A 25,104-nucleotide genomic window follows, 5' to 3' on the forward strand; every position below is an offset into this window, starting at 1 on the left:
TTCTGTTTACTTGCAATCTATCTCCTCATCTTCGGCTACTATGCGCTGATAGTTGAAAAACTCACTCACCTAGCGATTTCTCCAGAAGATTTTAGCTACATCTATAGTTATCAGACATCTAGCCTCTGGATCTGTCCGAGCGCCTTGATTTCTACGCTAATGGGCTATCGCCGAATGATTAAACAGGCCACAGAAACTCAAGAAGATTCCCTCTTTGGAATCAAGCATTTGAAAAAATAGGTTGACAGTCCCCTATTTCTATGATACAGTAAAGCTAACAATACTCGGAGGTAAGAGGAGAATGAACAACTAAGTCCATTTGTTAAAGTTGGAAAGCGTAAAGGAGCAGTTTTACTGCATTCTTTTGCGTGTCACAATACTTTACCAGTAGGCTACAAGTTGTTTGTATCTCCTTTTTGTGTGGGCTTTTTGGCTATTATTTTGATCCATCAGACGAAAAATAATAGCATGTTGATACTCGTCAAAAATCAAAGTCTGACGTCGTTAACTCACCTTGCTGAACTTCAGTTCTAGCTACGATTTCGTTGCCTAGTCAGATTTTGATTTTTATAGAGTACGACTACACTAAAAGTTCTTGATAAAACAACCCTACTGGCAAAGTAGGGCTATTTTTTATGGAGGCTTTATGTTACAAATTACACACTTAACCATGACCCACGAGAAAGATTTGACTGATTTAGTTTCTGACCTGTCTCTGGTGGTCAATAAGGGAGACAAGGTTGCACTCATCGGCGAAGAAGGCAATGGAAAATCCAGTCTCCTCAAATGGATGATGAACGAAGACTTGGTCAGCTCTTATATTCAGTTTAGTGGACAGATTCATCGGGACTTTACGCATTACAGCTATATCCCGCAGCAGTTGCCACAGGAATTCGAGTCTCTATCTCTCAATGATTATTTCTTTGGTCCAAGCGAGATTGACCTTGATTATGCGGCTCTTTACCGTTATGCCAAAGAATTGCAGTTTGACAGCGAACGCTTTGCGCATGCTCAACTACTCTCTTCCCTATCTGGTGGGGAAACGTTAAAAATCCAGCTCATCAAAGAATTGGCTAAGGAAACAGATATGCTCTTTCTTGATGAACCGTCCAATGATCTGGACTTGCCCACACTAAAATGGCTGGAACATTTTATCCAAAACACTCCAAAAACCGTGGTCTTTGTCTCCCACGATGAGACTTTTTTAAGCCAGACTGCTACTAAAATCGTCCATTTGGAACGCATCAAAAAACGCCAAGTAGCACGGACAAGCGTGCAAGCCTTGGGCTACGCTACTTACGCTCAAGAGCGAAAAGACCAGTTTGACCGCCAACTCCAGCAGGCAAGAAACGAACGCTTGGCACATCAAAAGAAACTAGAGCGCCATCACCGCATTCACCAAAGTGTTGAACATGCAGTCCGCAACACCCATGATGCATCTGCAGGCAGACTGGTTGCCAAAAAGATGAGAGCTGTCCTTGCCCAAGAAAAACGCTATGAAAAAGAAGCTGAAACTCTCACTGAAATACCGACTCAGGAAGATTGTATTCGCCTGTTTTTCAAAGACATCGAACCTCTTCCCGCCCATAAAGCCATTATTGAACTGACGGATTTTTCCTTGCAGGTCGGCACGAAAACCTTGGTTGCAAACATCAACTTTCGCTGTTCTGCCCAAGAAAAGGTGGGGATTGTCGGGAAAAACGGCATTGGAAAATCCAGTCTCCTCAAGCATATCTATACCTTGTTGCTAGAAGCAGGCTACCCTATTGGCTACATGCCCCAGCAGTATCAGGAACTCCTCAATCAAGCGGCCTCACCTCTTCAATTTCTCACCTCCTCTTCCGATAAAAAAGAGGAGGAAGGTGTCCTCACTCACCTAGCTAGTCTGCAATTTAGCCGTGAAGAGGCACGCCACCCCATTTCCTACCTCTCTGGTGGGCAACAGGGGAAACTTCTTCTCCTAAAAATGGTCTTGGATGCCTGTCCTGTTCTGCTGTTGGATGAGCCTACGCGGAATTTTTCACCGACCTCACAACCCCAAGTACGGCAACTCTTTGCAGATTTTCCAGGGGCAATTGTCACGGTCTCCCACGACAGAACCTTTCTCAAAACCGTTTGCGATACCATTTACCACCTAGATGAAACTGGATTAAGGGAAATCCGAAAAGAAGATTTGTAAATCAGGAGACCCGAGAAAAAGGCTGGATAAAATGTCCAGTCTTTCAGAACGTAGACAATCTCAAAATCTATTTAAACAAATTCAAAAGCCTTGATGACTCAATATTCGATTTCCAACTTTCACGAGCGGAGCGAGCCTCATCAGCTACTTTTCGCTATGATAAAAGGAGGGAGAGGGGCAAAAATCGTGATTTCGCAGAAATCGATTATCCTCGCTCCTTTGTTTCTGGGCTCGGGCTAAAATAATCCACTGGATTATTTTACTCCGCAGGAAGTCGCTACCGTCCGCACCACCTAAGAAAAGTAGCACAAAAGAACTTTTTTTCAATTCTAAAGGCTGGACATTTTGTCCAGCCTTTTATTCTTTGTTTTGTTGCTGCAATTTTTCACGCTCTAAGCGGAATTTGCGATTTGGATTGAGCTTATTAAAGAGTTCTTCTAATTTTTCAGCATTCCAGATATCTGCTGCTGAAACAAAATTCCCATCCTTATCCTTATAGGATATCGGTTTATCTCCCATAACAACACCTCCAATTTTTCAGATAACACAAGCGATTACGTTGCTCATTGCTCACATTTGTTACGGCTTTCCAACCTCCAAAGATTCCCAAACCTTTGAAACCATTTACTCATTCCATAGCCACTACTTGTCACAACGTGAAGAAGAGGATTAGACTACCCTATCTGTCACGCCACGCAGTTCAACCAGTCGATATTACTGGTTTGACGAAGTTAGTAAGGTTGGTAGGTAGACCACCATAGTGGCTGTTTACATGAGTTACGACATGAGGAAAGGCGTTCGATAATGATGTAGAAAGGTCACTAACGACGTTAGTCCGATTTCCACCCTCCAAAGATTCCCAAACCTTTGAAACCATTTACTCATTCCATAGCCACTACTTGTCACAACGTGAAGAAGAGGATTAGAGTCCCCTATCTGTCACGACGTTCAGAAAGTCATTCGATAATAATGACTTTCTGAACTAGTAAGGTGACTAGGCAGTTCGCCATAGCGACTGCCGTCTGCTCATTAGATAGCTTTGCTATCAATGAGCAGTGTCAAATTAATCCACAAACTCAAATTCGAATGTGCCGATGCGGACGATATCACCATCTTTAGCACCACGGGCACGGAGGGCTTCGTCCACTCCCATTCCCCGTAATTGACGAGCAAATTTCATGACGGATTCGTCCCGATCAAAGTTGGTCATGGTAAAGAGTTTTTCTAGTTTCTCACCAGATAAAATCCAGCTTGCATCATCTGCACGACTGATGTCAAATTCTGGCTCGTCTGGATTGAAACCATAGTAGGCTTCTTCTACCTCAAAGTCTGTTTCATCATACAAGAGGAATTCTGGGGTCTTGTCAAGCAATTCAGCCGTAGCTTCCAAGAGATTTTCCAATCCTTGGTGCGCAAGACCAGAAATCGGGAAAATCTGTGGTAACTCATCGAATTCATCATAGGTTGCCGCTAATTTTTTCTTAAATTCTTTAAGATTTTCTTCCGCTTCTGGCATGTCCATCTTATTCGCCACAATAATCTGCGGGCGTTCCATCAGGCGAAGGTTGTAGGTCTCAAGCTCATGGTTAATGGCCAGATAATCCTCATAAGGATCCCGCCCTTCACTTGCTGACATATCCAAGACATGGAGGATGACCCGAGTTCGCTCAATGTGGCGGAGGAACTGCGTTCCCAATCCCACACCTTGGCTAGCTCCCTCAATCAATCCTGGCAAGTCTGCCACCGCAAAGGATTCACCTGACTTGGTCCGAACCATTCCGAGATTGGGCACAATGGTGGTAAAGTGATAGGCACCGATTTTAGGCTTAGCTGCTGTAATCACGCTGAGCAAGGTTGATTTCCCAACGGATGGAAAACCGACCAAGCCTACATCTGCCAAAACTTTTAATTCCAACTCTAGGTGGCGTTCTTCACCCGGCTCACCATTTTCAGAGATTTCTGGTGCTGGATTTTTCGGTGTCGCAAAGCGGATATTGCCACGACCACCACGACCACCACGAGCTACGATAAATTCCTGTCCGTGCTCAACCAAGTCCGTAATGACCTTACCTGTCTCTGCATCGCGGACAGTCGTTCCTTGAGGTACGCGGACTAACAAATCCTCTGCCCCACGGCCGTGCATGCCCTTGGTCATGCCTTTTTCACCAGAGTCGGCCTTAAATTGGCGATTATAGCGGAAATCCATCAAGGTGCGTAGACCCTCATCCACGACAAAAACGACGTTGCCACCACGACCACCATCTCCGCCCCATGGACCGCCATTAGGCACGTATTTCTCCCGGCGAAAGGCCACCATGCCATCTCCACCCTTACCAGCCTTGACCTTAATCTTGGCTGTATCTAAAAACATACTCATCTTCTTACCTATTTCTTCCTATTCATTTCACAAAAGAGGGGCTAGAGGAATCCTCCCAGCCCCGCTGATTACATAATGGCACTAATCGCTGGCAAAATCAATCCAGCTAGGGTTGCCAAAACCATCACAACTACAACGATGAGGGTTATTTTCTCAAATGTATTTTTCTTGTGCTGTTCTTCTCCAAACGCCATGATTTCTCCTTTGTCTAATAACTGTTCTTTCTTCTTTTCCACTCATTTTATCATGAATAGGTGAATTTTTCAACGCTGATCTCGTTCATTTAGCTTTTCTTTTACAGCCTGCGCCACTTTATAAGGCACACCTGCTTCTGCAATCTCGCGAGAACTTGCTTCTTGGATATTCGTTAAGGATTTGAAATGCTTGAGTAGTGCCTGTTTGCGCTTAGGACCAAGACCTTCAATACCATCCAATTTGGAGGAGAAGGAATTTTTCGACCGCACTTGTCGGTGGAAGGTAATGGCAAAACGGTGCACCTCATCCTGAATCCGCTGCAAGAGGAAAAACTCCTGGGAATTGCGGGAAAGTGGAATCACCTGTAAGGGATTGCCGAAGAGCAAATCGTGGGTCTGGTGCTTGTCATTTTTTTGCAGACCCGCAATGGGAATACTCATGCCCAGCTCTTGTTCAATGACTTCTTTGGCCACATTGACCTGACCTTGACCACCGTCAATGACAATCAAATCTGGTGGCGTCAAACCTTCTTTCTGGACGCGGCTATAGCGACGATACAAGACCTCTCGCATGGATGCATAGTCGTCTGGACCTTCTACTGTCTTGATTTTGTACTTGCGGTACTCTTTTTTATTTGGAACGCCATTTTCAAAGACGACCATGGCTGAGACAGGACTGGTCCCCATGATGTTGGAGTTATCAAAGGCTTCAATTCGCACTGGAGTTGGAATCCCGAGCAAACGGCCGATATTTTCAACCGCTCCCTGTGTTTTTTCCAGATTTTTCTCTAATAGGTTAAATTTCTGCTGCAAACTCACACGCGCATTCTTGGTGGCCAACTGCACTAGCTGCTTTTTCTCACCCCGCTGAGGTTTCACCACCTTGGCATCGACCAAACTTTTGACTGCTTCTTCATCAATGTCCTGCGGAATCAGCACTTCTTTGGGAATCAGATGTTGCTGGTTACGGTAAAACTGCCCTAGATAGGTCAGGAAATCCTCTTCTGCCTCATTGTAATACGGAAAGAGATTGACATTGCGCTCAATCAGTTTTCCCTGACGGACGAAAAATACCTGCACACACATCCAACCTTTTTCGACATAGTAGCCAAACACATCTCGATCCTGTAAATCCTTGGCCATGACCCGTTGTTTGGTGCGCAAAGTGGAAATGGATTGCAAGAGGTCACGGTACTCCGCTGCCTTTTCAAATTCCAGATTGCTGGCTGCAGCCTGCATTTTTTCCTGTAGTTGGTGGACAATCTTATCATCATGCCCTGTCAAGAACTGGCTGACTTCGGTTGCCATCTGGGCGTAATCCGCACGACTGGGCATCTGATCCCCATGGGCTAAGCACTGTCCCAAGTGGTAATACAGGCAGTATTTGTTTTCTGGCAACTTGCATTTGCGAAATGGGTAGAGGCGCTCGAGGAGCTTCAAGGTTTGATTGGCAGCTCCGACATCTGGATAAGGACCAAAATACTGCCCACCGTCCTTGCTAACCTGACGGGTAATCATCAGGCGGGGATGCCGTTCATTGCTAATCTTGATAAAGGGGTAGGACTTGTCATCCTTGAGCATGATATTGTAGCGCGGCTTATTTTCCTGAATCAGGTTGATTTCTAAGAGTAGGGCTTCAATATTGGACTCGGTCACAATAAATTCAAAATCAGCGATTTCTGACACCAGCGCCGTTGTCTTGGTATCATGGCTCCCACGGAAATAGGAACGAACGCGGTTGCGCAGATTTTTCGCCTTCCCAACGTAAATAATCTTGCCGTATTGATTCTTATGCAGATAGCAACCCGGGCTATCTGGAAGTAATTCTAGTTTGTGTCTTATCAAATCATTCATCATTCTTATTGTAACAAAAAAAGCAGGACTAGCCTACTTTTTTGTTATGAAAGCAGTCACACTCTGCTTAATTCGTCCATCATCTTTTTCTTTCATTTCCAACTGCAAGTAGAGGTCTTTTAATGCTATTGCACAGTCTGTAAATACCTCCGAATCTTTTTTAGCTAGCTCCTCCAGTAAAATCAAGGCCTGCTCTCTATCCCCTCGTTTAATTAAAGACTTCATATACAATTTTCTAGCTGAGGGGAATGCCCAATGGTTCGTACAAAACTCATGGATAAGAGGTGACTCTTTTGGAAATTTCATCAATAATTTCAAGCTTTGTTCCAGATAAAATTCAAACGCATAGGACTCCTCCTGCAGATGTTGTGCCATTTTCTCAACGGTTAGTTGAAACTGCTTTTCCAGAAACTTCTGTTCTTGAAAATGGCTTGCTAAAAAATCTTCTACCAAAGGGACAATCTTCTATCCCGTATTTCTCAAGCAAATCTTGTGCCTTTTGCAGTCCTTCGTCTGTTAAATACAAAGATTTTGAGCGGAAACTCCCTTGATCAATCCAGCCCAATTCATCTAAGCTATTTAAAACATCGAAGTCATATCCTTTCCAAGAACGGTAGCTCCTTGCAGTTTCAAAGGGTTCATTTTCTGAAAAATGTGTCAAATAAGCTAAAAGCAAGGTTAATTCTTTTATTGCATGTGAAGCTGGGATTTTCTGTGTCATACTTTTTCTCCTTGGAAAACGTTTACTCTTTCCTTCAACTAAATGAGGGTAGACAGGCCTCCCTCCAAAATACAACTCTTTAATTTTCATAATCCCCACCCGGCACGCCGAAGTATTCTTCCAGCGTTTGACCGGATTGGTAGATGTCTGTCGCTTCTTTTCCGATATAGCGGATATGCCAAGATTCGGGCATATAGCCTGTACTATGTTCTTTCTCAGGAAGATAACGGACAATAAAGCCATATTCATGGGCATGATCAGCCAGCCATTTGGTCGCTTTAGGCTCTGTTAGGAGCGCACCACTACTGTCTAAAACATCGTAAGCAAGGCCTGTCTGGTGCTCGCTGTAGCCTGCTCTTGCAGAATAACGATCGGCATTTTCCTTACCGTCGTTTGCTACGTAGGATTGGTAGAGATTGGCCTGCGTTTCGTAGGAACGAAAACCGCTGTAGTTGGTCGTTGAAACATCGTAGCCTAGAGAATACATCTTGGCTACAATCTCACGAAAGGCAGACACGGCTTCTGGAATTTCACCGGGCGCATAGTCGCTTGAGAGGGGATGCTTTTTATTGACAATGATAACCTCGCCATACTTGCCCTGAACGCTGTAATAAGAGCCGTTGAAAGCAGCCTTTTTCTCTTCTGAATTCGCTAGTGTTTCCTGCGCCACATCGCTAGATGATACGCTGCTCTCACTCGCGACTTGTGAGGTAGGTGCAGGGCTTGTCTCGTCTGCTGGTTTCTCCTTTTCCTGCCCACAGGCCACCAATACTAAGGTACTTAAGGAAAGCAAACAAAGCAATTGTTTATGTTTCATACTACTCACTTCCTCTGTTATGCTATTTCTATGCTATTGACGATATCATAGCCATTATAGCACGTATGCCCTTCTTCGTAAAGTAGAGATACAAAAAGAGGCTAGCACACGGCCAGCTCCTTCATGTTGTTAACGCAACAGCACTAATCGCCAAGGCTCTCACCATTGCTTGCAATGACTTCCCTGTACCAGTCAAAGGATTTTTTCTTGCTGCGTTTTAGGCTACCATTTCCCTCATTATCACGGTCCACGTAGATGAAGCCGTAGCGTTTTTTCATCTCACCTGTTCCAGCAGAGACTAGGTCGATACAGCCCCATGTCGTATAACCAAGCAACTCGACACCGTCTTCATGGATAGCATCGCGCATGGCCTTGATGTGAGCTGCTAGATACTCAATCCGATAATCATCTGCTACGTAACCATTTTCATCTGGCTCATCGACTGCTCCCAAGCCATTTTCTACGATAAACATTGGCTTTTGATAGCGATCCCAGATGGTATTTAGGGTAATGCGAAGCCCTAGTGGGTCAATCTGCCAACCCCATTCCGAACTATCCAGATATGGATTTTTGATCGAAGCAAAGATATTTCCTGCAGTCTTATCTTGTACCTCAGGGTCACCCGAAGCCACACGACTTGAATAATAAGAGAAGGATACAAAGTCAACCGTATGCTCACGAAGAAGAGCTAGGTCTTCTTCAGTCATCTCAATCGTCAAGCCTTTTTTCTCCCACATCTTCTTGGCATAGTTTGGGTATTCTCCGCGAGCTTGCACGTCGATGAAGAAGTAATTTTCACGGTCTAACTGCAAGCCTTCCCAGACATCACGTGGATGTGGGGTATTTGGATAGTATTGCCCTGCCGCCAGCATACAACCGACCTTGTTTTCTGGGTCGATTTCATGGGCAATTTTGGTAGCAATACTTGACGCAACCAATTCATGGTGGGCAGCTTGGTATTTGACCTGTTCTTCATCTTCACCTTCTTCAAAATAGAGACCTGCCCCCATAAACGGTGCATGCAAGATCATATTGATTTCGTTGAAGGTCAGCCAGTATTTGACGAGGCCTTTGTAACGGGTGAATAAGGTGCGGCAGACACGTTCATAAAATTCCAACATCTTGCGATTGCGCCAGCCACCATAGGTTTCAATCAAGTGCATCGGACAGTCAAAATGGGTGATGGTCACCAAGGGCTCAATACCATACTTGTGGCATTCTTTAAACAGGTCTTCATAGAACTTTAACCCTGCTTCATTTGGTTCTAACTCATCTCCTTTGGGAAAAATCCGTGTCCAGGCAATGGACAGACGATAGGTCTTAAAGCCCATTTCACCAAACAAGGCAATATCTTCCTTGAAATGATGGTACATGTCAATGGATTCCTTAGCGGGATAGAAATACCCCTCTTCAAAATCAAACATCTTTTTCTTACCTGTGATAATCGGAAAACGATTCTCGCCAATCGGCACGACATCAACGTTGGCTAAGCCACGGCCGTCTACGTTATACGCACCTTCGCATTGATTGGCAGCTGTTGCGCCACCCCATAAAAATCCTTCTGGAAATTGTTTGGTCATTCTTCTTCCTCTTTCCTTATAAAATACTTGCTCCGTTTGAGGCAATCACATCCTTATACCAGAAGAAGGAATCCTTGCGGTAACGGTCAAAGCTGCCATTTCCTTGGTCATCTGCATCTACATAGACAAAGCCATAGCGTTTGGACATTTCAGATGTGGAAGCAGATACCAAATCAATACAGCCCCACGGAGTATATCCAATAAGTTCTACACCATCTTCAATTGCTTCATACATCTGCTGGATATGCTTTTCTAAATAATCAATACGATAGGCGTCATGGATAGCTTTATCCTCTTCTAGCACATCGAGGGCACCCAGTCCATTTTCAACGACCATTAGTGGTACTTGGTAGCGGTCATAGAGTTTATTTAGGGTCACTCGTAGTCCTACTGGATCAATCTGCCAGCCCCAGTCAGACGACTCCAAATAAGGATTGGCTTCCCCAAAAATCAAGTTTCCAGCTGTAGCTTCTCCGTCTTTTTGGGATTTTGGACTTCGAATAATCGAGGTCATGTAGTAAGAAAAACTCATGAAATCTACAGGGTATTGTCTTAGAACCTCTTCATCCCCTTGTTCAAATTTGAGTTCAATCTGATGTTCTTTAAAGAAGCGCTTCATGTAGCTTGGGTACTTGCCACGCACTTGCACATCTGCATAAAAGAGATTTTCGTGGTCCTTGTGGATGGCTTCCATGATATCATCAGGATGACAGGTCGCAGGGTAGGCTTCCATTCGGGCCAACATCATTCCAACCTTGTTATCAGGATCAATTTCATGAGCGGCTTTGGTTGCTAAACTCGATGCGACAAATTGGTGGTGAACCGCTTGGTACATTTCATCCAAGTGCAACTTCTCATCTTCAAACAAGAGACCTCCAGACAAATAGCCCGTCATGCCTAAAATATTGATTTCATTAAAGGTGAGCCAGTAACGTACCTTCCCCTTGTAGCGGTTGAAGACGGTCTTGGCATAATGCACGAAGAAATCGATGACTTTCCGATTTTTCCAGCCACCATACTCGGTCACTAAATGAAGAGGAAATTCATAGTGCGAAAGGGTGACGAGGGGCTCAATTCCGTATTTTGCCAATTCATCAAAAACTCGGTCGTAAAAAGCGAGACCTGCTTCATTTGGCTCTTGCTCATCCCCTTTGGGAAAAATGCGACTCCAAGCAATGGACAGCCTAAATGTTTTGAATCCCATTTCTGCCATTAAGGCTATGTCTTCCTTATAGCGGTGGTAAAAATCTGAACCCCAACGCTTGGGATAGAGACCTTCCGTGTCTGATAAGGCAAATTGGACTTTTTCTAAGGTCATAGGACTGGTAAACTCAGATCCTGCCATAGTCTTGCGTTCTTCTGGCGATACCGATCTTGAAGTATCAGAGGTAGCTGGCCCTCGTCCATCCACATCCCAAGCACCCTCAAATTGGTTAGCAGCTGTTGCGCCACCCCATAAAAATCCTTCTGGAAATTGTTTGGTCATTCTTCTTTCTCTTTCTATTTTCTAACATGATTCGTCATCGATTTAAACAAATGATTATAATAAGCCTAATTTATCAAAGGCCTTGTACAAACCGTCTTGATTGACATCATCTGTTACCACGTCTGCCATGGCTAAAATCTCTGGTCCACCATTTCCCATGGCCACTCCAATGGCACAATATTCCAACATCGGAATATCAACTTTGGCATCTCCAAAGGCAATAGTCGCTTCTTGGCTCAGATTCAGATGCTTCAAGAGGATATCAATCGCATAGTCCTTGGTGATATTGGTCACTCCCAAATCACCAAAGAGCGCTGTTTCTCCGCGTCCTCCCCAGGTGCCAGCCTTGAGATGCGGAAAGGCAAGTTTTGAATCCAAATGGTCCTGATAGGTATCTAAGATAAAGCTGATTTTATTGACATCATCACGATACAACTCTCCATCAAGAACCAGGCCGTGAAGCACTTCTGTCACTTCCAAGTGCTCGATTTCCTCTGCAACTTGTCCCTTGCGTAGCATATAGGTCTGAAGCACGGGTTTCGCTTTTTCTACAAATCCCCTGCTTGCAAACAGACCATTATTGCTCTCCAGATAGAACTCTAAGCCTCTTTCTTCCAGCCAGTCGACAATAGCATGGCTATCTGCTGCTGAAAGGGACTGGTGAAGCAATACTTGCCCCTGATGTTCGAGGTATGCTCCGTTCCCACCAATTAGACCATCCAGACCAATCGCCCATAATTCAGGTTGAATTTCTGCTCGGCTACGCCCTGTACACATATAGACGAAATGCCCGTTTTTTCTTGCCTGTTGGATAGCTGTAATCGCTGACTCTGGAATCTTATTTTCATAGTCTACCAGCGTCCCATCTACATCTAGAAAAATGATTTTTTGCATCTTATTCTCCATCTTTAAAGGGATACACCTTGAAGTCTTCAGCCGGAAGGGTCACTTCTATCAGGGTCAAGTTCTCATCAGTCAAGGTCCATTTCATAATGGCACAGTTGCTCAGCCATACATTTGGCGGGAATTCAATGTTCAACAATTGAATCAAGCCCCACATGGCTGCTCCATGGCTAACAAATAAGCAAGGATCTTCATGATGCGCCATCGTATCGACCAGTGTCTGGCGGACACGTTTGCCAACTTCAATGATGTCCTCTCCACCAAATGGAACGAGCAAATCTTCAAAGGAAGTGGCATTTGGTCGATGTTGGGGCAATAACATCTCAGGTTGGGCTTCAAAACGGCCAAAATTCATTTCTTTAATGCCCTTTAGTTGCGTGACATTGTCTGTTTTAGCGACAATTTTTGCTGTATCCGTTGCCCGTTCTTGGGTGGAGCTGTAAACCGCTTCAAAATCGATTCCCTTATCTGCAAAATAGTCTGCAACGGCTTGGGCTTGAGCAATGCCCTTTTCTGTCAGGGGAGAATCCGACCAGCCTTGCACACGGTTTTGTGTGTTAAAGAGGGTTTCTCCATGTCTCATAAGATAAAAAAACTTTTCCACTATCTGTCCTTTCTGTTCAAACACCTCGAAAAGCTGTCTTTGCGGGGAGGAATGAATTTCTTAGCTGTGCCCAACAATCGGGTGTGGGAGGTACAATTCTTCGAGATAGCTCATCTCTTCATCGCTTAAGCTGACATCAAAAGCACCCAGATAATCATCCAAATAGTGCGCTTTCGTAACACCTACAATTGGAGCTACTACACCTTTCTTCCATAGCCAGGCTAGCGCAATTTGGGCACGAGAACAGCCTTTCTTCTCTGCCAAATCGGCTACCCTCTCCGCAATTTTTTGATCTTCTGTTTGCGTGCGGTCGTACTTCATCTGGGCAACTTTATCAGATTGACTGCGCTCTGTTTGAGCATTCCAATCACGAACCAGCCGTCCTGCCGCTAAGGGACTGTAGGGCACTAAGCCTACTCCCATATCCTGACAAAGAGGAATCATTTCACGCTCTTCCTCACGATAGAGGAGATTATAGTGATTTTGCATAACTGAAAACGGTGTCCAGCCATGTTTATCAGCCACATACTGAGCTTTCTGGAATTGCCAGGCATGCATAGAAGAAGCCCCTAGATACAAGACCTTTCCTTGTCGCACCAAATCGTTCAAGGCAGACATGGTCTCTTCAATCGGAGTCTGATCATCCCAGCGGTGAATATACAAGAGATCGATGTAATCCATTCCCAAGCGTTGCAAACTCTGGTCCACCTGACTGATGATGTGTTTGCGTGACAAGCCGCCACCATTTGGCCCCTCAAACATCTGTCCATGAACCTTGGTCGCAAGAACGATTTCATCTCGCCGTGCTGACTGCTTAAGAACCTTTCCCATGTACTCTTCACTTGTCCCTAGCGAATAAACATTTGCAGTATCAAAGAAATTGATTCCCACATCCAAGGCCTTACGGAGAATCGTTTTGGTCTCTGCTTGATCCAGTACCCAACTGTGAATCCACTTGCTAGGGTCACCAAAGCTCATACCACCCAGACAAATTTTTGATACTTCTAAACCTGTATTCCCTAATTTACTGTATTCCATTCCATCTTACCCTACTTTCTATGAAAATGGGAGTGAAACAGAAGTCGTGATTTCCTAGAAATTGACTTTCGTGTTTCACACCCACCAGGTTGTCTAACTGTTAGATCTATGAATGTTTAACGAGGTTAGGCACTTTCGTCCTACTCCCTTTTTATAGCATTTTACTGGCCAGCTTCGGCTTCTTCGATTGCTTTTTGACCGTTGGTTGCCAATACTTCCTTGTACCAATAGAAACTATCTTTCGGTGTCCGTTCAAAGGTTCCGTTTCCTTCATCGTCCTTATCAACATAGATAAAGCCGTAGCGCTTACGCATTTCACCAGTACCAGCTGAGACGAGGTCAATACAGCCCCAAGTTGTGTAGGCAATCAAGTCCACACCGTTTGCAATCGCTTCTGCCATCGCATTGATATGAGCTCGGTGGTAGTCAATACGGTAGTCATCGTGGATAGAGCCATCTTCTTCAACGGTATCGAAAGCTCCTAAACCATTTTCAACGACCATCATTGGAATCTCATAGCGATCGTACATCTTTTCAAGATAGTATTGAAGTCCAGATGGGTCATGAGCCCAGCCCCAGTCAGAATAAGTCAAGTAAGGATTTCTTGTTCCGTGCGAGAAGTTTCCGCCTACTGTGTCTTGACCAGTATGGGTCGTCACATTATTAGACATGTAGTAAGAGAAGGTATACATGTCTACTTTCCCCTCACGCAAGTCAATCAAGTCTTGCTCGGTCATCTCGACTGTGACATTGCGTTCCTTCCAGAGACGATGTGCATAGGTTGGGTATTTCCCTTTAGCCTGAACATCACCGCAATAATAGATGTTTTGTTCCCACTTATGCTCATTGAGCAAGATGTCTGCAGGATCACAGGTCGCTGGATAGTAGGTAATTCCACAAATCATATTTCCGACTTTATAGTCGGGATCAATTTCGTGTGCTAATTTGACAGCACGTGCACTAGCGACAAACTGGTGATGAAGGTGCTGATAAGCATCTTGGTATTCCTTATCTGTTGCATTATCTCCAGAAAATTCCATGAACATAAGTGTCCCGTTAATCTCGTTAAAGGTCAACCAATATTTGACGAGGCCTTTGTACTCTTTGAAGAGTGTCTCAGCATAACGCACGTAAAAATCAATCAGCTTGCGGTTTGTCCAGCCGCCGTAGCGTTCTTCCAAAGAAAGTGGTGTGTCAAAGTGCCAGATAGACACTAATGGTTCAATGCCATACTTGTGGCATTCCTCAAAAACAGAACGATAGAAATCAAGACCTGCTTGATTTGGCTCAGCATCATCCCCATTTGGGAAAATCCGTGCCCAAGAAATCGAGAGACGGAAGACACTATAACCCATTTCTGCAAAGAGTTTGATGTCCTCTTTATAACGATGATAGAAATCTACTCCGTCATGGTTTGGGTAGTAATAGCCATCTAAAACAGCAAAGCGAGCCCCTTCTGGGATATGTCCCATGTGACCCATACTCGCGACTTTCCCTGGATTACCATCTTTATCAATATAGGTCGTATAACGTGGTGTATCGACAGAGCCACCTGTAGTGACATCGGTCTGAACTAGACCACGACCGTCTACATTGTAGGCACCTTCAGCCTGATTGGCTGCGATTGCGCCACCCCATAAAAATCCTTTTGGAAATTCTTTTTTCATTCTTTTGTCCTCTCATTTTTTCTTATTAATCATAGAATAATATAATTCAAAACCTATTTCTTACATTATCATTTGAAAAAATGATACTATCCTATGACATTCACTTGATTTTTTATTAAATCCTGCTAGACTAATACTAGACAATTGAAAGGAACGATTATGCCTGATAACACCCTACTTCCCTGCTATTTTCAAGAAATACAAGTCATCAACCAGCGACCAGATATTCTCTTTCATTGGCACCAAGAAATGGAAATCCACTATATCCATCGAGGAAGCGGACGCTTCCATATTGATTCTGATTTTTTCAATAGTCAAGCTGGTGATATCATCCTTATCCGCCCCAACGGAATGCACTCCATTCATCCGCTAGAAAAGGTCGATGAACCGCATCGCTTTGACGTCTTTCGTTTTCATCTAGATTTCTTGGGCCAATCCATGGTCGACCAAGCCAGTCTACACTACCTCCAGCCCTTGCAAAATGGACAGTTCAAATTTGTCCCCTGTATTAAGCCCTCTATGCCTGGCTATTCAGAAATCAAGGCCTGCTTCTTTGCCATCATCGAGCTCATCAAGCAGGAAGATTCCTACTTTGAACTCATGCTCAAGGCCAAACTCAATGAATTGGTCTACCTGCTCTTTTGCCACCAGTACGTAGTCAAAAAGAATACCAACGATATGTATCGGAAAAATGAAACCCTGCGTTTTCTCATTGATTTCATTAACCAACACTATGTGGAACCCTTGAGCATTGCCCAATTGGCTGAACTAAGCGGATACAGTAAGCCTCATTTCATGGCCATGTTTAAACAATACACTGGCTCATCTTGTACGGATTTTATCATTCAAGTCCGCCTGAGCAAGGCCTGCGATCTATTGACCAACACAACCAAGTCCATCTTGGAAATCGCTACAGAAGTCGGTTTTCATAACCTATCCAACTTCAACCGTCAGTTTAAAAAACTCTATCATCTCACACCCAAAGCCTATAGGAGCCTTGAGAAGAAACCAAACTATGTCGGTCCCTATCCCAACGCTCCGAGACTCTAAGTATCGAATCTTTCTTAAGATTTCAATTCAGAAGGGAAAACTGGCCTTTATCGCCCAAGATTTCAATACAAAGAAAATCATCACCATTCTTGATAATAGAAGATAATCGACTATTCGCAATTACTTTTTCAAATACTCGAAAGAAGCTCATGAAAAGGTTAAAATTGTCACTATGGACATGTCTGGCAACTACATTCCTCTAATCAAACTGCTTCGCTCTCCAATTTTTAGGCTCAGGCGAAACAGTCTATTCCCAGACTGTTTCACTCCCAAACGCTAAAATTGTTCTCGATCGCTTCCACATCGTCCAACACATGAGCAGAGCAATGAATCATTTAAAGACATCAAGCGAAATGCTTTTGGCTACAGGAACTTTGACAACTTTAAAAAACGCATCTCCCTCGCCCTGAACATCAAAAAAGAGAAAACGAAGTTCGTCTCCTCTCGTGTTTAGTTATAAGTCACCCACTACAGTTGACAAAGTGCCAGTACTAGTCAATGTATTACCTTACCTAAAAACAACATCTGGTCTATTCAAATCATAAAAATCAATTTGTTGCTCTTCAAACAATTGTTCTAACTGATCACTCCCATTATTACGCAAGTATTCTAACTCCTTTTCTGATATTGGTAACGCCATAAGCCATGTAATAGTTCTATCATCAAATAGAAGATCGTCAATATCCCACAAGAACGGAGACACGAACATAATATGCTTCATATTGATACCATCAAAATACTGTTCTAATATATTAGTAAAAACAGTACCCGGAAAACAAGTATGTGTTCCAAAAATAATATTAAAGGAACAACTTGCCAATACATTTGCAAATAGAGTATTTTCTTTAGGTGATGCCGCTATAAATTCTACTCTCAACTCTGAGCCATCAAAAAATTTTCTATCAATACTATATGTCGACAAACCTATTGTTGATAAAGTATTGATAGTATTTATTGGACTGTCTTGACTTTGAAAAATATCAATGAACTGACTCTTATTTGAATTATAAAACCTATTAACTTTAGGTGTTCCTCCAACGCTTTTTAGAATATGATTTGCCACTACTTTAATATCAAACTTCATTTATAAAATCTTCCTATGATCCAAAATATGTATTCATCAAATTCTCTCCCTTGTGACTCATATTAGATGAGGGCATTTCAGACTTATTTCCCGTGCTCACCTGTCACAAACATGGTGAAGGTCGCTTTGACGATTTCTTCCTGTTTTTGGTTGGTTACGGTCACATCGACCACCTTGGTCGTACGTCCATCATGGACACAGCGGCCGTCAATGACCAGCCTATCGCCCAGTTTTCCCGACTTAAGATAATTGATGCTGGACTGAAGAGTCACGGCGTCAAATCCTGTCGAAATCGCAACCAAACCACTAATCTGATCACAAAGGGTAAAGAGGTAGCCACCGTGGGCAAAGCCGTAATAGTTCAAGGATTTTTCCACCACTTCGGTCGTCACGACCACATGGCCTTTTTCCGATGAAACCATTTCAAAATTTTCAAAGACACGAATTTCATGCAAGGATTTATCTTCCATTTTTTCCTCCTGCTGATTTATGTTCTGCCAATAAGGCTAGCAGCTCTTGGTAATTCTGTACCTGATAGGTTGGCTGGGCACTTGTGTGATTTTCCAAGGAATCTGGGTTGTACCAGACGGTATCAATTCCTGCATTGTTGCCACCTTGGACATCCGCTGTCAAACTGTCCCCAATCATTAAAGCCTGCTCCTTCGTAAAACCTGAAATCTGCTCTGCTATTTTTTCATAAAAGAGGGCTTCTGGCTTTTTCGTCCCCATCTGCTCCGAAATGAAGATGTCCTTAAAAAAAGGTTGAATGGATGAATGGGCCAAGCGATTTTCCTGAATGTAGGTCACACCATTTGTCGCACCATAGAGCTCATAGCCTTGATCTAGCAGCTCCTGCAACAAGGCCACCGCTCCCTCAAAGATCTGCCCCTGCTGGCTGATGAAATCTTGATAGAGCAAAGCCATCTCGCGTCCGTCCACCTCGCGCCCAAAATGCGCAAAGGCACGCGCAAAGCGCGTATTGATGAGGTCAGGCTTGCTGATATTCCCCTGCTCCAACTCTTTCCACATGGCCTGATTCATGGGCTTGTAATAGGCTTTGAACGCCTCCATATCCTCAACCGCCATGGCTTCTAAAAACTGTGTCAAAGCCAGCTCCTCCGCCGCCGCAAAATCCAACAAGGTGTGGTCTAGGTCGAATAATAAAAATCTGTAATACAATATAGAATTTTTCCTTTCTAGGGGGGTGCAAAGCTCACAAAGGGGGGCGTAATTTATTTTTTATTTTTTCCACCTGAAAATATTGTTACAGCAATGGAACCAACAGTTCCTAATACTGTAATTGTACCAAATACAACTTTTTTAGCAGTTTCAATCCTTTTATTCCTACATGATTCGCATTTCTTATATTTATAATTTGTTGGTAGGTTTCTACCACATTTTTTACAAGTATTGCCGCTTATCATACTAACTCCTCAGTTTCTATTTCTTTTAAATTATTTGGTAATTCTAAAATTGAAGATTCAATTTTGGGAAGTTCTTTAGTCCAGTAATTTGTCGGTGATGGATCAAGCATATCCAATCTCTCAACCAAACCAGGTGTAGTTAAATAGGTCTGGCTAAGAAAATCTCCAAAATACTCAAGACTCTTTTGAGCTGCTTTCTCTTCTCCCAATTCAGTATAAGCCATTGCTGCTGATAATGATACAAGATTAATTGCTGATAAACCGTCTCTAATCTCATTTATTTTAACGTCTATTTTCTCTGGTTTAAATCCTTTAATAATCTTACCAAATGTATCCTCAGGTTGTTCTTTTACAAAAGCAACATTAGATTTTTGACTAAGCATTAAAAGATTTCGACTATCTTCAGCATCTGATATCACTTGCAATAGCATGGAAGTCCTTAGTTGAGGATTCTCAATTTCCCTAGCTTGTAACAATTTTTGCTGACAACTATATGCTATTGCAAGTCTGTCTGACTCTTGCCCTTTTCTAACATCCTCAATCGCTAATTGTACATTTTCAATCTGCTCCGCTATCTGTATCATTTGAAGTTGAGTAGCGTATTTGGAAGACGCTTGAGTAATTTCAGGTGCAAGTTTTACAGATTTCAATGGTACAGCCGCAGCAATTTTCCCTGACTCTGTATTCAATAAAGTTGCCATTAACGAACCATCTTTCTTGGTCATTAATTTTAAAGCTCCTTTTGCTATCGCCTGTTTTTGGTCATTAGTTAATACTGCTTGTAAAGCCTCTTCAGGAATTGCTGCTTTTACAGCATTTATGAACGAAGGTGCTGTGTAAAGTAATTTTTCAACTTTTGAAAAATTAGCATTTGCATTGCTTAAGAGCGGTTTAGCAATATTAGGGAGTTTATTAACAAGTTTTGTAGGTTTTGTTTGATAATCTTCGAAATCAATAATCTCGTAATCATCGTCATCAGGCCCAAAATATAGGATTTCCTCTTCCATTCACTAATACCTCTGTTTTTTGTGGTGTAAACTACTGAATAAATTGTACTTTACTTAATTATACCACTTAAATTTTATTTATAGACAACCTACTATGAGTTTTCATAAAATAAAAACGACTAACTGCAATAGTTAACCGTAATAAACTATCTACTAATTTTCTTTTTTGAATTTCTCCCAGCAGCCTCGTTCTTTCTTGACTTAATATATTTAGATTTTCGCTTATGATTTCCTCCTCACTTATTTATTAGTAAACAACAGTCATAACCACCCGTAAAAACGGGTGGCTTGTACACCGGCTATAAGCCGTTTCCCTCCAGCGGCGTCTAAAGACGCTCGCTGAACTTCGTTCAGGTTAGCTTCTATTACTTGACTAATGCCCGTAACAACGGGCTTTTATCTTGTTCTAAAACCTCCATCTGAAAATGGATCTTCATACTCTTTAACACTCAACTTATCAAGAGCAATGTCTGTTTTTTCCTGCTCGCAGATATACTTCGCAACAGTCTTTTCGTTTAACCCTACCGTACTGACGTAATACCCTCTTGCCCAAAACTTGCGATTTCCATATTTGTATTTTAAATTCGCATGTTTATCGAATATCATTAAGGCACTTTTACTTTTAAGGTATCCCATAAAATCAGAAATCGCAAGTTTTGGGGGAATAAGAACTAACATATGAACATGATCTGCCATCATATGTCCTTCAATAATTTCAACTCCTTTATATTGGCATAGATGACGGAAAATCTCGATTAAATCCTGTCTAATTTTGTAGTATATAGCTTTTCTTCGGTACTTAGGTGTGAAAACAATATGATATTTGCACATCCATTTAGTGTGTGATAAACTATAACTGGTTTTAGTCATTTCTTTTCCCTCCTTTATCTAACCTGAACAATTAGATTATATCAGGAAAAAGAAATGGAGGCTCAAAGCCTTATCTGCCACCAGCATAGCTGGTGGTTTTCTTGTTTTTCTCTTCGAGAAAAACTGGCTGGAAGCCATAATAAGTAACAAGACCTCAGAAAATAAATTCTAAGGTCTTTGTCTTTTATATCAAGTAACCCATTGGACTATTCAAAATCTGCATGTCGAGCAAACATCGAATCTGAAGTTTCATGTTTTCGATCCATTAGCTCTAAAACCATGCCATCAAAAGCCAAGAATGCTAATTGTTCAAAAGCTGCACCCATCGGCTGTGTGAACTCTTTTTCTTCATTTTCTCCCTTAACTTGACCTTTTAAGGTAAGATTGGCTGAAGCTAATTTCCCGATAGTGGATTCATCACGCATGCTGACTAAGGCGATTTTGACACCAGATTTTGAAGCTTTTTGAGCTAGACTAACAAGACTACCTGTTTCCCCAGAACCTGAGCAGATAATCACCAAATCTCCCTGTTGCGAATGAGGTGAGGAAATTTCACCAACAATACTCACCTTAAAACCCAAGTGAAGGAGGCGATTTCCAAAAGCTCTAACAGCGAGACCTGAACGGCCTGCACCTGCAAGAAAAATATGTTTTGCGGCAAGAATTTCTGATACAAAATTGTTAGCTTGTTCTTCACTGATAAATGAAGCATTACCATCTAGTTCAGCGAGAATATTTTTTACATTTTTTTGTAAAGACATGTTCTTCCTCCTAAGCGATAGTCCGTCCACCATCCAAAAGAATGGTTTGTCCTTGAATATATGAATTAGCTGGATCTGCTAAGAAGTAAGCTAGGTTAGCAACATCTTCAATCGTGCCATAACGGCGAACAGGAATTTTTTCCAAGACAGCTTGTAGAGCTTCTTCTGTTGGGTAATTGACACGCATCATTTCACCTGTATCAATTAATCGAGGTGCTACGATATTGACATTAACACCTAGTGGACCAAGTTCTTTGGCAAGACCACGCATGAGTCCTTCACCACCCGCCTTACTTGCTGGATAGGAAACGCCGCCACCCGTACCAGACAAGGCAGAACCTGAGCTAATATAAACGATAGCCCCTTTATTGGTCAAAAAATCATTGTGGAAGACCTTAACCGTATTAAAGAGACCTGTCAAATTGATATTAAGATGACGTTGCCATTCATCAAAACTGATGTTTTCGACTTTATTGGCTACTGCAATCCCAGCATTCAAAATGAGAATATCTACGCGACCAAATCCTTTAAATGTTTCTTCTCGGACATGTTGCATAGCTTCAGCATCAGAAACATCAGCCTGAACAAAGAGGGCTTTCCCATATTTTTCAGTAATTTCATCTGCAGTCTTCTGGCCTGTTTCAGGATTGTAGTCCACAATGACTGGATGAGCTCCTGCTTTAGCAAATTTTTCAGCAATTCCACGACCAATACCGTGAGCACCACCTGTCACAACAACAACCTGTCCTTCTACATTACTCATACGATTTCCTCTTCCTATTTAATAGCTTCTTTCAATGCTGCATAACTTTCAGCTGGTGAGTCGTTAAAGAGTGCACCACCTACTACAATCAAATCTGCTCCCGCTTCTTTACAAGTCTTAGCGATTTCTTCGTTAACACCACCGTCAACTTCAATTCGAATTGTTCGTTCACCAATTAGTTTTTTGACGTTAGCAATCTTTTCCAGGCTTTTCTGGATGAAACTTTGACCAGGTTGTCCAGGATTGATCGTCATAACTAGAATATAATCAACATCATCTAACAAATATTCCAAAACTGTTTCAGGTGTTCCAGGATTTATGACAATACCAGCCTTACAACCTGCTTTCTTAATACGCTGAATTATGGAATGCACATGGGGAGTTGACTCATAGTGAACCGAAATCATCTCTGCGCCTGTTGCAATGATATCATCCAAATGTTTTGCAGGATTATCTAGCATCATGTGAACATCAAATGTCATTGTAGATGCTTCTTTCATCGCTTTAATTTGGTTTGGACCAAACGCAATATTGTTAACAAAGTTTCCATCCATTAAATCTACATGCAGAATCTCTGTGCCTGCACCTTCCAAAAAGTTAATTTCTCTTTGCAAATTCAAAATATCTGCGCCGAAAATTGAAGGTAAAATCTGAGTCATAATTTCTGTCCTTTCTTATGCGAAGAGTGTGCTCAACCAGTAAGTCAAAATTTCCCAAGGACCTGTCAATACAAAGTCAGTTCCCTGACTTGTCAAATCAACTCCAGCTCCCTTCAAGAATTCAGTTGCCCCTGGTGCAACATAGGCTCCCAAATACATCACAACAATACTAAAGAGAAGGGTTGACAAGACAGACCGTACTACATTGCCCTTAGCAGCCATAACTGTCATCGTTGTCATATAAATAATAGAAGTTAAAATACCTATTGGGAAAGTCCGAACGCCTGGTAAAATCAGAGCTGCGAGCATGGTAAGTGGAATAGTAATCACAGTTACAGTTACAGTCGCTGGATCTCCAAGTGCTAGAGCACAGTCCATTCCGATATTCAATTCAGCATCTTCCCCCATTTGTTTCATCATGATGGTCTTTGCTGCCTTACCAATCGGCGTCAAGCCTTCCATCAGGACACCTACAACTTTAGGAAGCAAAACTTGGACTGCTGCAACGCCCATCGCCATAGTAACGATATTTTGCAGATTGTGACGAGTCAGCAAGCCCAAAATCAAACCTACTAGAACACCAATAATCGCTGGGTCTCCCATCAAGCCAAGACGCTTTTGCAACTTATCAAGACTAATATCCCACTCTTTTAATCCTGGAATCACATTAAAAATCTTGTTGACAACCCAGACAAATGGAAGCGTCCATCCTGTATGAATAAGGGTTGTACAAGTTGTATCTTCAAGACCATAGTATTCTTGCCACATAGGAGCAATCTTGTCGCCAACAAATAAGGCAAGAACGGATAGAGCTACTGAAACAAACAATCCAAGCAAAAAATTATCAAAAATAAAATAAGCGAGTGCCCCTGGTACAAGGAAATGCATATAGTTCCATATATCCACGTTCAAGGTCTTGGTCCACTTCAATCGAACAAGTAAAAGGTTCAAGAGAATACCGATAGGGATAACAAGCCCCGCAAAAGGAGCAACCCATGCAGCTGCACCAACAGCCGGCCAGCCCAAGTCAACAATCGTAAAACCCGTACCCAATTCAGAATAATAATCAATAGCAGGTTGTAAAGATGAGCTTAGCAAGGTAACAACCAAGCCTAGACCAATAAATCCGATACCAACCATAATCCCTGATTTAACTGCTGCAGAAACCTTCATTCGGAAGCATATCCCAAGAATAAAGATAACCAGTGGTAGGATGGCAGAGGCCCCCATACCCGTAATCGTCTGCATAATATTTTGTAACGTTTCCATATCGACTCCTTAAATTTTTTATTATTCACTAGCCATTTCTTTCAACAGTTGACCTAGTTTTTGACGAGTTTTTTCTTCATTGATTCCAGTAACGAAGGCTGAAACACTCATATATGGCTTATCTAATTCACCACGGTAAATACTCGTTGTCAAAACAACATCTGCCTGTTCCGCAGCCGAAGTTAACTCCTGCATAGAAGATTTAATAAGGCTATAATTGGTAATCCCGTATTCTTCACATACCCCTTTTACTTCATCAGCTGCTAAGGTTGATGTCGCCACACCACTACCGCAAGCGACTAAAATTGTAATTTTTTTCATCGTTATTCTCTTTTCTATAATTTTTTTAATGGAAGAAGAAATGCTTCTTCAGTTGGAGCAACCAAGAGTTGCTCTATCATATCCTTATTTTGTATCTGTTGCATGATTTCCTTTAAAATCTGCAAATGATTGCCACCACTATCCAAACCAAGAAAGAAGAAGAATTTGACTGGTATTGCTTCTTCAGGGTCATCCATACGGTATAGGCATACCGATTCTTTCAAACGAGCTACCGCAATAAAGGGTTTAATGATAAATTGAGGATCACCATGAGGAATAGCTACATTATAATCTTCCAGTTCTAATCCTGTTGGATAGTTTGTTTCACGGTCTTGCAAAAATTCTCCAAAACCTTCTGTGACATAACCTTTACTTACTAATGTTGCTGCAATCTCTTCGAAAAATTGCTGGCGGTCTTCATAGTATTGATCTATGAAAATCAAATCTTCTTTTATATATTCCTGAAGCATGATTCC

27 protein-coding genes and 2 pseudogenes are annotated in these 25,104 nt (G+C 42.4%); 4 read left to right on the forward strand and 25 right to left on the reverse strand.

The genetic code is table 11. The features are described from left to right. Positions 1-646 precede the first annotated feature (646 nt). Positions 647-2,179: an ATP-binding cassette domain-containing protein gene (locus BU202_RS05360; RefSeq protein WP_075104768.1), complete on the forward strand. Its 1,533-nt coding sequence runs from the start codon at positions 647-649 to the stop codon at positions 2,177-2,179. Positions 2,180-2,536: 357 nt separating this feature from the next. Here BU202_RS05360 and BU202_RS10375 read toward each other — a convergent pair whose 3' ends face one another. The 13 genes from BU202_RS10375 to BU202_RS05420 form a co-directional block, all read right to left on the reverse strand. Then, complete coding sequence (locus tag BU202_RS10375) at positions 2,537-2,698, reverse strand: hypothetical protein (RefSeq protein WP_089503444.1); 162 nt, start codon at positions 2,696-2,698, stop codon at positions 2,537-2,539. A 544-nt stretch (positions 2,699-3,242) separates the two neighbouring features. Further along, positions 3,243-4,556 (reverse strand): GTPase ObgE, encoded by a 1,314-nt coding sequence (gene obgE / locus BU202_RS05365; RefSeq protein WP_075104769.1) that lies wholly within the window; start codon positions 4,554-4,556, stop codon positions 3,243-3,245. 68 nt (positions 4,557-4,624) lie between these two features. Then, the gene (locus BU202_RS05370; protein ID WP_075104770.1) at positions 4,625-4,750 is read right to left on the reverse strand and encodes a DUF4044 domain-containing protein; all 126 of its coding nucleotides are present in this window, start codon (positions 4,748-4,750) and stop codon (positions 4,625-4,627) included. A gap of 69 nt (positions 4,751-4,819) precedes the next feature. Further along, positions 4,820-6,604, reverse strand: a complete 1,785-nt coding sequence (gene uvrC / locus BU202_RS05375; protein ID WP_075104771.1) for an excinuclease ABC subunit UvrC — start codon at positions 6,602-6,604, stop codon at positions 4,820-4,822. 33 nt (positions 6,605-6,637) lie between these two features. Further along, on the reverse strand, positions 6,638-7,057 hold the full coding sequence (locus tag BU202_RS05380; protein ID WP_142354765.1) for a hypothetical protein: 420 nt from the start codon (positions 7,055-7,057) through the stop codon (positions 6,638-6,640). Further along, positions 6,984-7,325 carry a DUF6429 family protein gene (locus BU202_RS05385; protein ID WP_075104773.1) on the reverse strand — a complete coding sequence of 114 codons (342 nt, stop codon included), beginning with the start codon at positions 7,323-7,325 and terminating at the stop codon, positions 6,984-6,986. Before BU202_RS05385 ends, BU202_RS05380 begins: the two co-directional genes overlap by 74 nt. 79 nt (positions 7,326-7,404) lie before the next feature. Beyond that, a complete protein-coding gene (gene ldcB, locus BU202_RS05390) occupies positions 7,405-8,142 on the reverse strand; it encodes an LD-carboxypeptidase LdcB/DacB (protein WP_075104774.1) in 738 nt (245 codons plus the stop codon). 143 nt (positions 8,143-8,285) lie between these two features. Then, the gene (locus BU202_RS05395; protein WP_075104775.1) at positions 8,286-9,722 is read right to left on the reverse strand and encodes a 6-phospho-beta-glucosidase; all 1,437 of its coding nucleotides are present in this window, start codon (positions 9,720-9,722) and stop codon (positions 8,286-8,288) included. A 16-nt stretch (positions 9,723-9,738) separates the two neighbouring features. After that, complete coding sequence (locus BU202_RS05400) at positions 9,739-11,208, reverse strand: glycoside hydrolase family 1 protein (RefSeq protein ID WP_075104776.1); 1,470 nt, start codon at positions 11,206-11,208, stop codon at positions 9,739-9,741. 54 nt (positions 11,209-11,262) lie between these two features. Then, positions 11,263-12,102 carry a Cof-type HAD-IIB family hydrolase gene (locus BU202_RS05405; RefSeq protein WP_075104777.1) on the reverse strand — a complete coding sequence of 280 codons (840 nt, stop codon included), beginning with the start codon at positions 12,100-12,102 and terminating at the stop codon, positions 11,263-11,265. A 1-nt stretch (position 12,103) separates the two neighbouring features. After that, the gene (locus tag BU202_RS05410) at positions 12,104-12,694 is read right to left on the reverse strand and encodes a histidine phosphatase family protein (protein ID WP_075104890.1); all 591 of its coding nucleotides are present in this window, start codon (positions 12,692-12,694) and stop codon (positions 12,104-12,106) included. 81 nt (positions 12,695-12,775) lie between these two features. Continuing rightward, a complete protein-coding gene (locus tag BU202_RS05415) occupies positions 12,776-13,753 on the reverse strand; it encodes an aldo/keto reductase (protein ID WP_075104778.1) in 978 nt (325 codons plus the stop codon). Positions 13,754-13,914: 161 nt separating this feature from the next. After that, positions 13,915-15,420, reverse strand: a complete 1,506-nt coding sequence (locus BU202_RS05420; RefSeq protein WP_075104779.1) for a family 1 glycosylhydrolase — start codon at positions 15,418-15,420, stop codon at positions 13,915-13,917. A gap of 159 nt (positions 15,421-15,579) precedes the next feature. On the opposite strand from BU202_RS05420, the gene BU202_RS05425 reads away from it, so the two are divergent. From BU202_RS05425 to BU202_RS10775, 3 genes and pseudogenes are all read left to right on the forward strand, one after another. Further along, positions 15,580-16,470 carry an AraC family transcriptional regulator gene (locus BU202_RS05425; RefSeq protein ID WP_075104780.1) on the forward strand — a complete coding sequence of 297 codons (891 nt, stop codon included), beginning with the start codon at positions 15,580-15,582 and terminating at the stop codon, positions 16,468-16,470. Between the two features lie 16 nt (positions 16,471-16,486). Beyond that, a pseudogene (locus tag BU202_RS10595) lies at positions 16,487-16,811 on the forward strand (transposase); the annotation flags it as partial. Continuing rightward, positions 16,805-16,924, forward strand: a pseudogene (locus BU202_RS10775) (hypothetical protein); the annotation flags it as partial. The pseudogenes BU202_RS10595 and BU202_RS10775, both read left to right, overlap by 7 nt. 54 nt (positions 16,925-16,978) lie before the next feature. Here the strand turns inward: BU202_RS10775 and BU202_RS05435 are convergent. The 12 genes from BU202_RS05435 to BU202_RS05490 form a co-directional block, all read right to left on the reverse strand. Continuing rightward, on the reverse strand, positions 16,979-17,554 hold the full coding sequence (locus BU202_RS05435) for a suppressor of fused domain protein (protein ID WP_075104781.1): 576 nt from the start codon (positions 17,552-17,554) through the stop codon (positions 16,979-16,981). Positions 17,555-17,637: 83 nt separating this feature from the next. After that, entirely contained in the window at positions 17,638-18,024 is a 387-nt protein-coding gene (locus BU202_RS05440; protein WP_075104782.1) for a PaaI family thioesterase, read from the reverse strand. Then, positions 18,014-18,733 carry a pyrimidine 5'-nucleotidase PynA gene (gene pynA / locus BU202_RS05445; RefSeq protein ID WP_075104783.1) on the reverse strand — a complete coding sequence of 240 codons (720 nt, stop codon included), beginning with the start codon at positions 18,731-18,733 and terminating at the stop codon, positions 18,014-18,016. The genes BU202_RS05440 and pynA overlap by 11 nt, the downstream gene beginning before the upstream one ends. A 53-nt stretch (positions 18,734-18,786) precedes the next feature. Continuing rightward, the gene (locus BU202_RS05450; protein ID WP_075104784.1) at positions 18,787-18,978 is read right to left on the reverse strand and encodes a hypothetical protein; all 192 of its coding nucleotides are present in this window, start codon (positions 18,976-18,978) and stop codon (positions 18,787-18,789) included. Continuing rightward, positions 18,975-19,985: a hypothetical protein gene (locus tag BU202_RS05455; protein ID WP_083605758.1), complete on the reverse strand. Its 1,011-nt coding sequence runs from the start codon at positions 19,983-19,985 to the stop codon at positions 18,975-18,977. Before BU202_RS05455 ends, BU202_RS05450 begins: the two co-directional genes overlap by 4 nt. A 396-nt stretch (positions 19,986-20,381) precedes the next feature. Then, the gene (gene tnpA / locus BU202_RS05460) at positions 20,382-20,855 is read right to left on the reverse strand and encodes an IS200/IS605 family transposase (protein ID WP_075104785.1); all 474 of its coding nucleotides are present in this window, start codon (positions 20,853-20,855) and stop codon (positions 20,382-20,384) included. Between the two features lie 206 nt (positions 20,856-21,061). Beyond that, entirely contained in the window at positions 21,062-21,616 is a 555-nt protein-coding gene (gene hxlB / locus BU202_RS05465) for a 6-phospho-3-hexuloisomerase (RefSeq protein ID WP_075104786.1), read from the reverse strand. A 10-nt stretch (positions 21,617-21,626) separates the two neighbouring features. Continuing rightward, positions 21,627-22,379, reverse strand: a complete 753-nt coding sequence (locus BU202_RS05470) for an SDR family NAD(P)-dependent oxidoreductase (RefSeq protein WP_075104787.1) — start codon at positions 22,377-22,379, stop codon at positions 21,627-21,629. A gap of 14 nt (positions 22,380-22,393) precedes the next feature. Beyond that, positions 22,394-23,038 (reverse strand): ribulose-phosphate 3-epimerase, encoded by a 645-nt coding sequence (rpe, locus tag BU202_RS05475; RefSeq protein ID WP_075104788.1) that lies wholly within the window; start codon positions 23,036-23,038, stop codon positions 22,394-22,396. Between the two features lie 15 nt (positions 23,039-23,053). Then, positions 23,054-24,307, reverse strand: a complete 1,254-nt coding sequence (locus tag BU202_RS05480; protein ID WP_075104789.1) for a PTS transporter subunit IIC — start codon at positions 24,305-24,307, stop codon at positions 23,054-23,056. 21 nt (positions 24,308-24,328) lie between these two features. Further along, positions 24,329-24,628 carry a PTS sugar transporter subunit IIB gene (locus BU202_RS05485; RefSeq protein ID WP_075104790.1) on the reverse strand — a complete coding sequence of 100 codons (300 nt, stop codon included), beginning with the start codon at positions 24,626-24,628 and terminating at the stop codon, positions 24,329-24,331. Between the two features lie 14 nt (positions 24,629-24,642). Then, positions 24,643-25,098, reverse strand: coding sequence for a PTS sugar transporter subunit IIA (locus BU202_RS05490; protein ID WP_075104791.1), 456 nt, complete (start codon positions 25,096-25,098; stop codon positions 24,643-24,645). Between the last annotated feature and the right edge of the window lie 6 nt (positions 25,099-25,104).

The sequence above is a fragment of the Streptococcus cuniculi genome (assembly GCF_001921845.1).
Taxonomy (GTDB): Bacteria; Bacillota; Bacilli; order Lactobacillales; family Streptococcaceae; genus Streptococcus; species Streptococcus cuniculi.

Coding starts and splice junctions, on each gene's coding strand:
- BU202_RS05360 (WP_075104768.1), top strand. CDS start 647: ATGTTACAAATTACACACTTAACCATGACCCACGAGAAAGATTTGACT.
- BU202_RS10375 (WP_089503444.1), bottom strand. CDS start 2,698: ATGGGAGATAAACCGATATCCTATAAGGATAAGGATGGGAATTTTGTT.
- obgE (WP_075104769.1), bottom strand. CDS start 4,556: ATGAGTATGTTTTTAGATACAGCCAAGATTAAGGTCAAGGCTGGTAAG.
- BU202_RS05370 (WP_075104770.1), bottom strand. CDS start 4,750: ATGGCGTTTGGAGAAGAACAGCACAAGAAAAATACATTTGAGAAAATA.
- uvrC (WP_075104771.1), bottom strand. CDS start 6,604: ATGAATGATTTGATAAGACACAAACTAGAATTACTTCCAGATAGCCCG.
- BU202_RS05385 (WP_075104773.1), bottom strand. CDS start 7,325: ATGACACAGAAAATCCCAGCTTCACATGCAATAAAAGAATTAACCTTG.
- ldcB (WP_075104774.1), bottom strand. CDS start 8,142: ATGAAACATAAACAATTGCTTTGTTTGCTTTCCTTAAGTACCTTAGTA.
- BU202_RS05395 (WP_075104775.1), bottom strand. CDS start 9,722: ATGACCAAACAATTTCCAGAAGGATTTTTATGGGGTGGCGCAACAGCT.
- BU202_RS05400 (WP_075104776.1), bottom strand. CDS start 11,208: ATGACCAAACAATTTCCAGAAGGATTTTTATGGGGTGGCGCAACAGCT.
- BU202_RS05405 (WP_075104777.1), bottom strand. CDS start 12,102: ATGCAAAAAATCATTTTTCTAGATGTAGATGGGACGCTGGTAGACTAT.
- BU202_RS05410 (WP_075104890.1), bottom strand. CDS start 12,694: ATGAGACATGGAGAAACCCTCTTTAACACACAAAACCGTGTGCAAGGC.
- BU202_RS05415 (WP_075104778.1), bottom strand. CDS start 13,753: ATGGAATACAGTAAATTAGGGAATACAGGTTTAGAAGTATCAAAAATT.
- BU202_RS05420 (WP_075104779.1), bottom strand. CDS start 15,420: ATGAAAAAAGAATTTCCAAAAGGATTTTTATGGGGTGGCGCAATCGCA.
- BU202_RS05425 (WP_075104780.1), top strand. CDS start 15,580: ATGCCTGATAACACCCTACTTCCCTGCTATTTTCAAGAAATACAAGTC.
- BU202_RS05435 (WP_075104781.1), bottom strand. CDS start 17,554: ATGAAGTTTGATATTAAAGTAGTGGCAAATCATATTCTAAAAAGCGTT.
- BU202_RS05440 (WP_075104782.1), bottom strand. CDS start 18,024: ATGGAAGATAAATCCTTGCATGAAATTCGTGTCTTTGAAAATTTTGAA.
- BU202_RS05450 (WP_075104784.1), bottom strand. CDS start 18,978: ATGATAAGCGGCAATACTTGTAAAAAATGTGGTAGAAACCTACCAACA.
- BU202_RS05455 (WP_083605758.1), bottom strand. CDS start 19,985: ATGGAAGAGGAAATCCTATATTTTGGGCCTGATGACGATGATTACGAG.
- tnpA (WP_075104785.1), bottom strand. CDS start 20,855: ATGACTAAAACCAGTTATAGTTTATCACACACTAAATGGATGTGCAAA.
- hxlB (WP_075104786.1), bottom strand. CDS start 21,616: ATGTCTTTACAAAAAAATGTAAAAAATATTCTCGCTGAACTAGATGGT.
- BU202_RS05470 (WP_075104787.1), bottom strand. CDS start 22,379: ATGAGTAATGTAGAAGGACAGGTTGTTGTTGTGACAGGTGGTGCTCAC.
- rpe (WP_075104788.1), bottom strand. CDS start 23,038: ATGACTCAGATTTTACCTTCAATTTTCGGCGCAGATATTTTGAATTTG.
- BU202_RS05480 (WP_075104789.1), bottom strand. CDS start 24,307: ATGGAAACGTTACAAAATATTATGCAGACGATTACGGGTATGGGGGCC.
- BU202_RS05485 (WP_075104790.1), bottom strand. CDS start 24,628: ATGAAAAAAATTACAATTTTAGTCGCTTGCGGTAGTGGTGTGGCGACA.
- BU202_RS05490 (WP_075104791.1), bottom strand. CDS start 25,098: ATGCTTCAGGAATATATAAAAGAAGATTTGATTTTCATAGATCAATAC.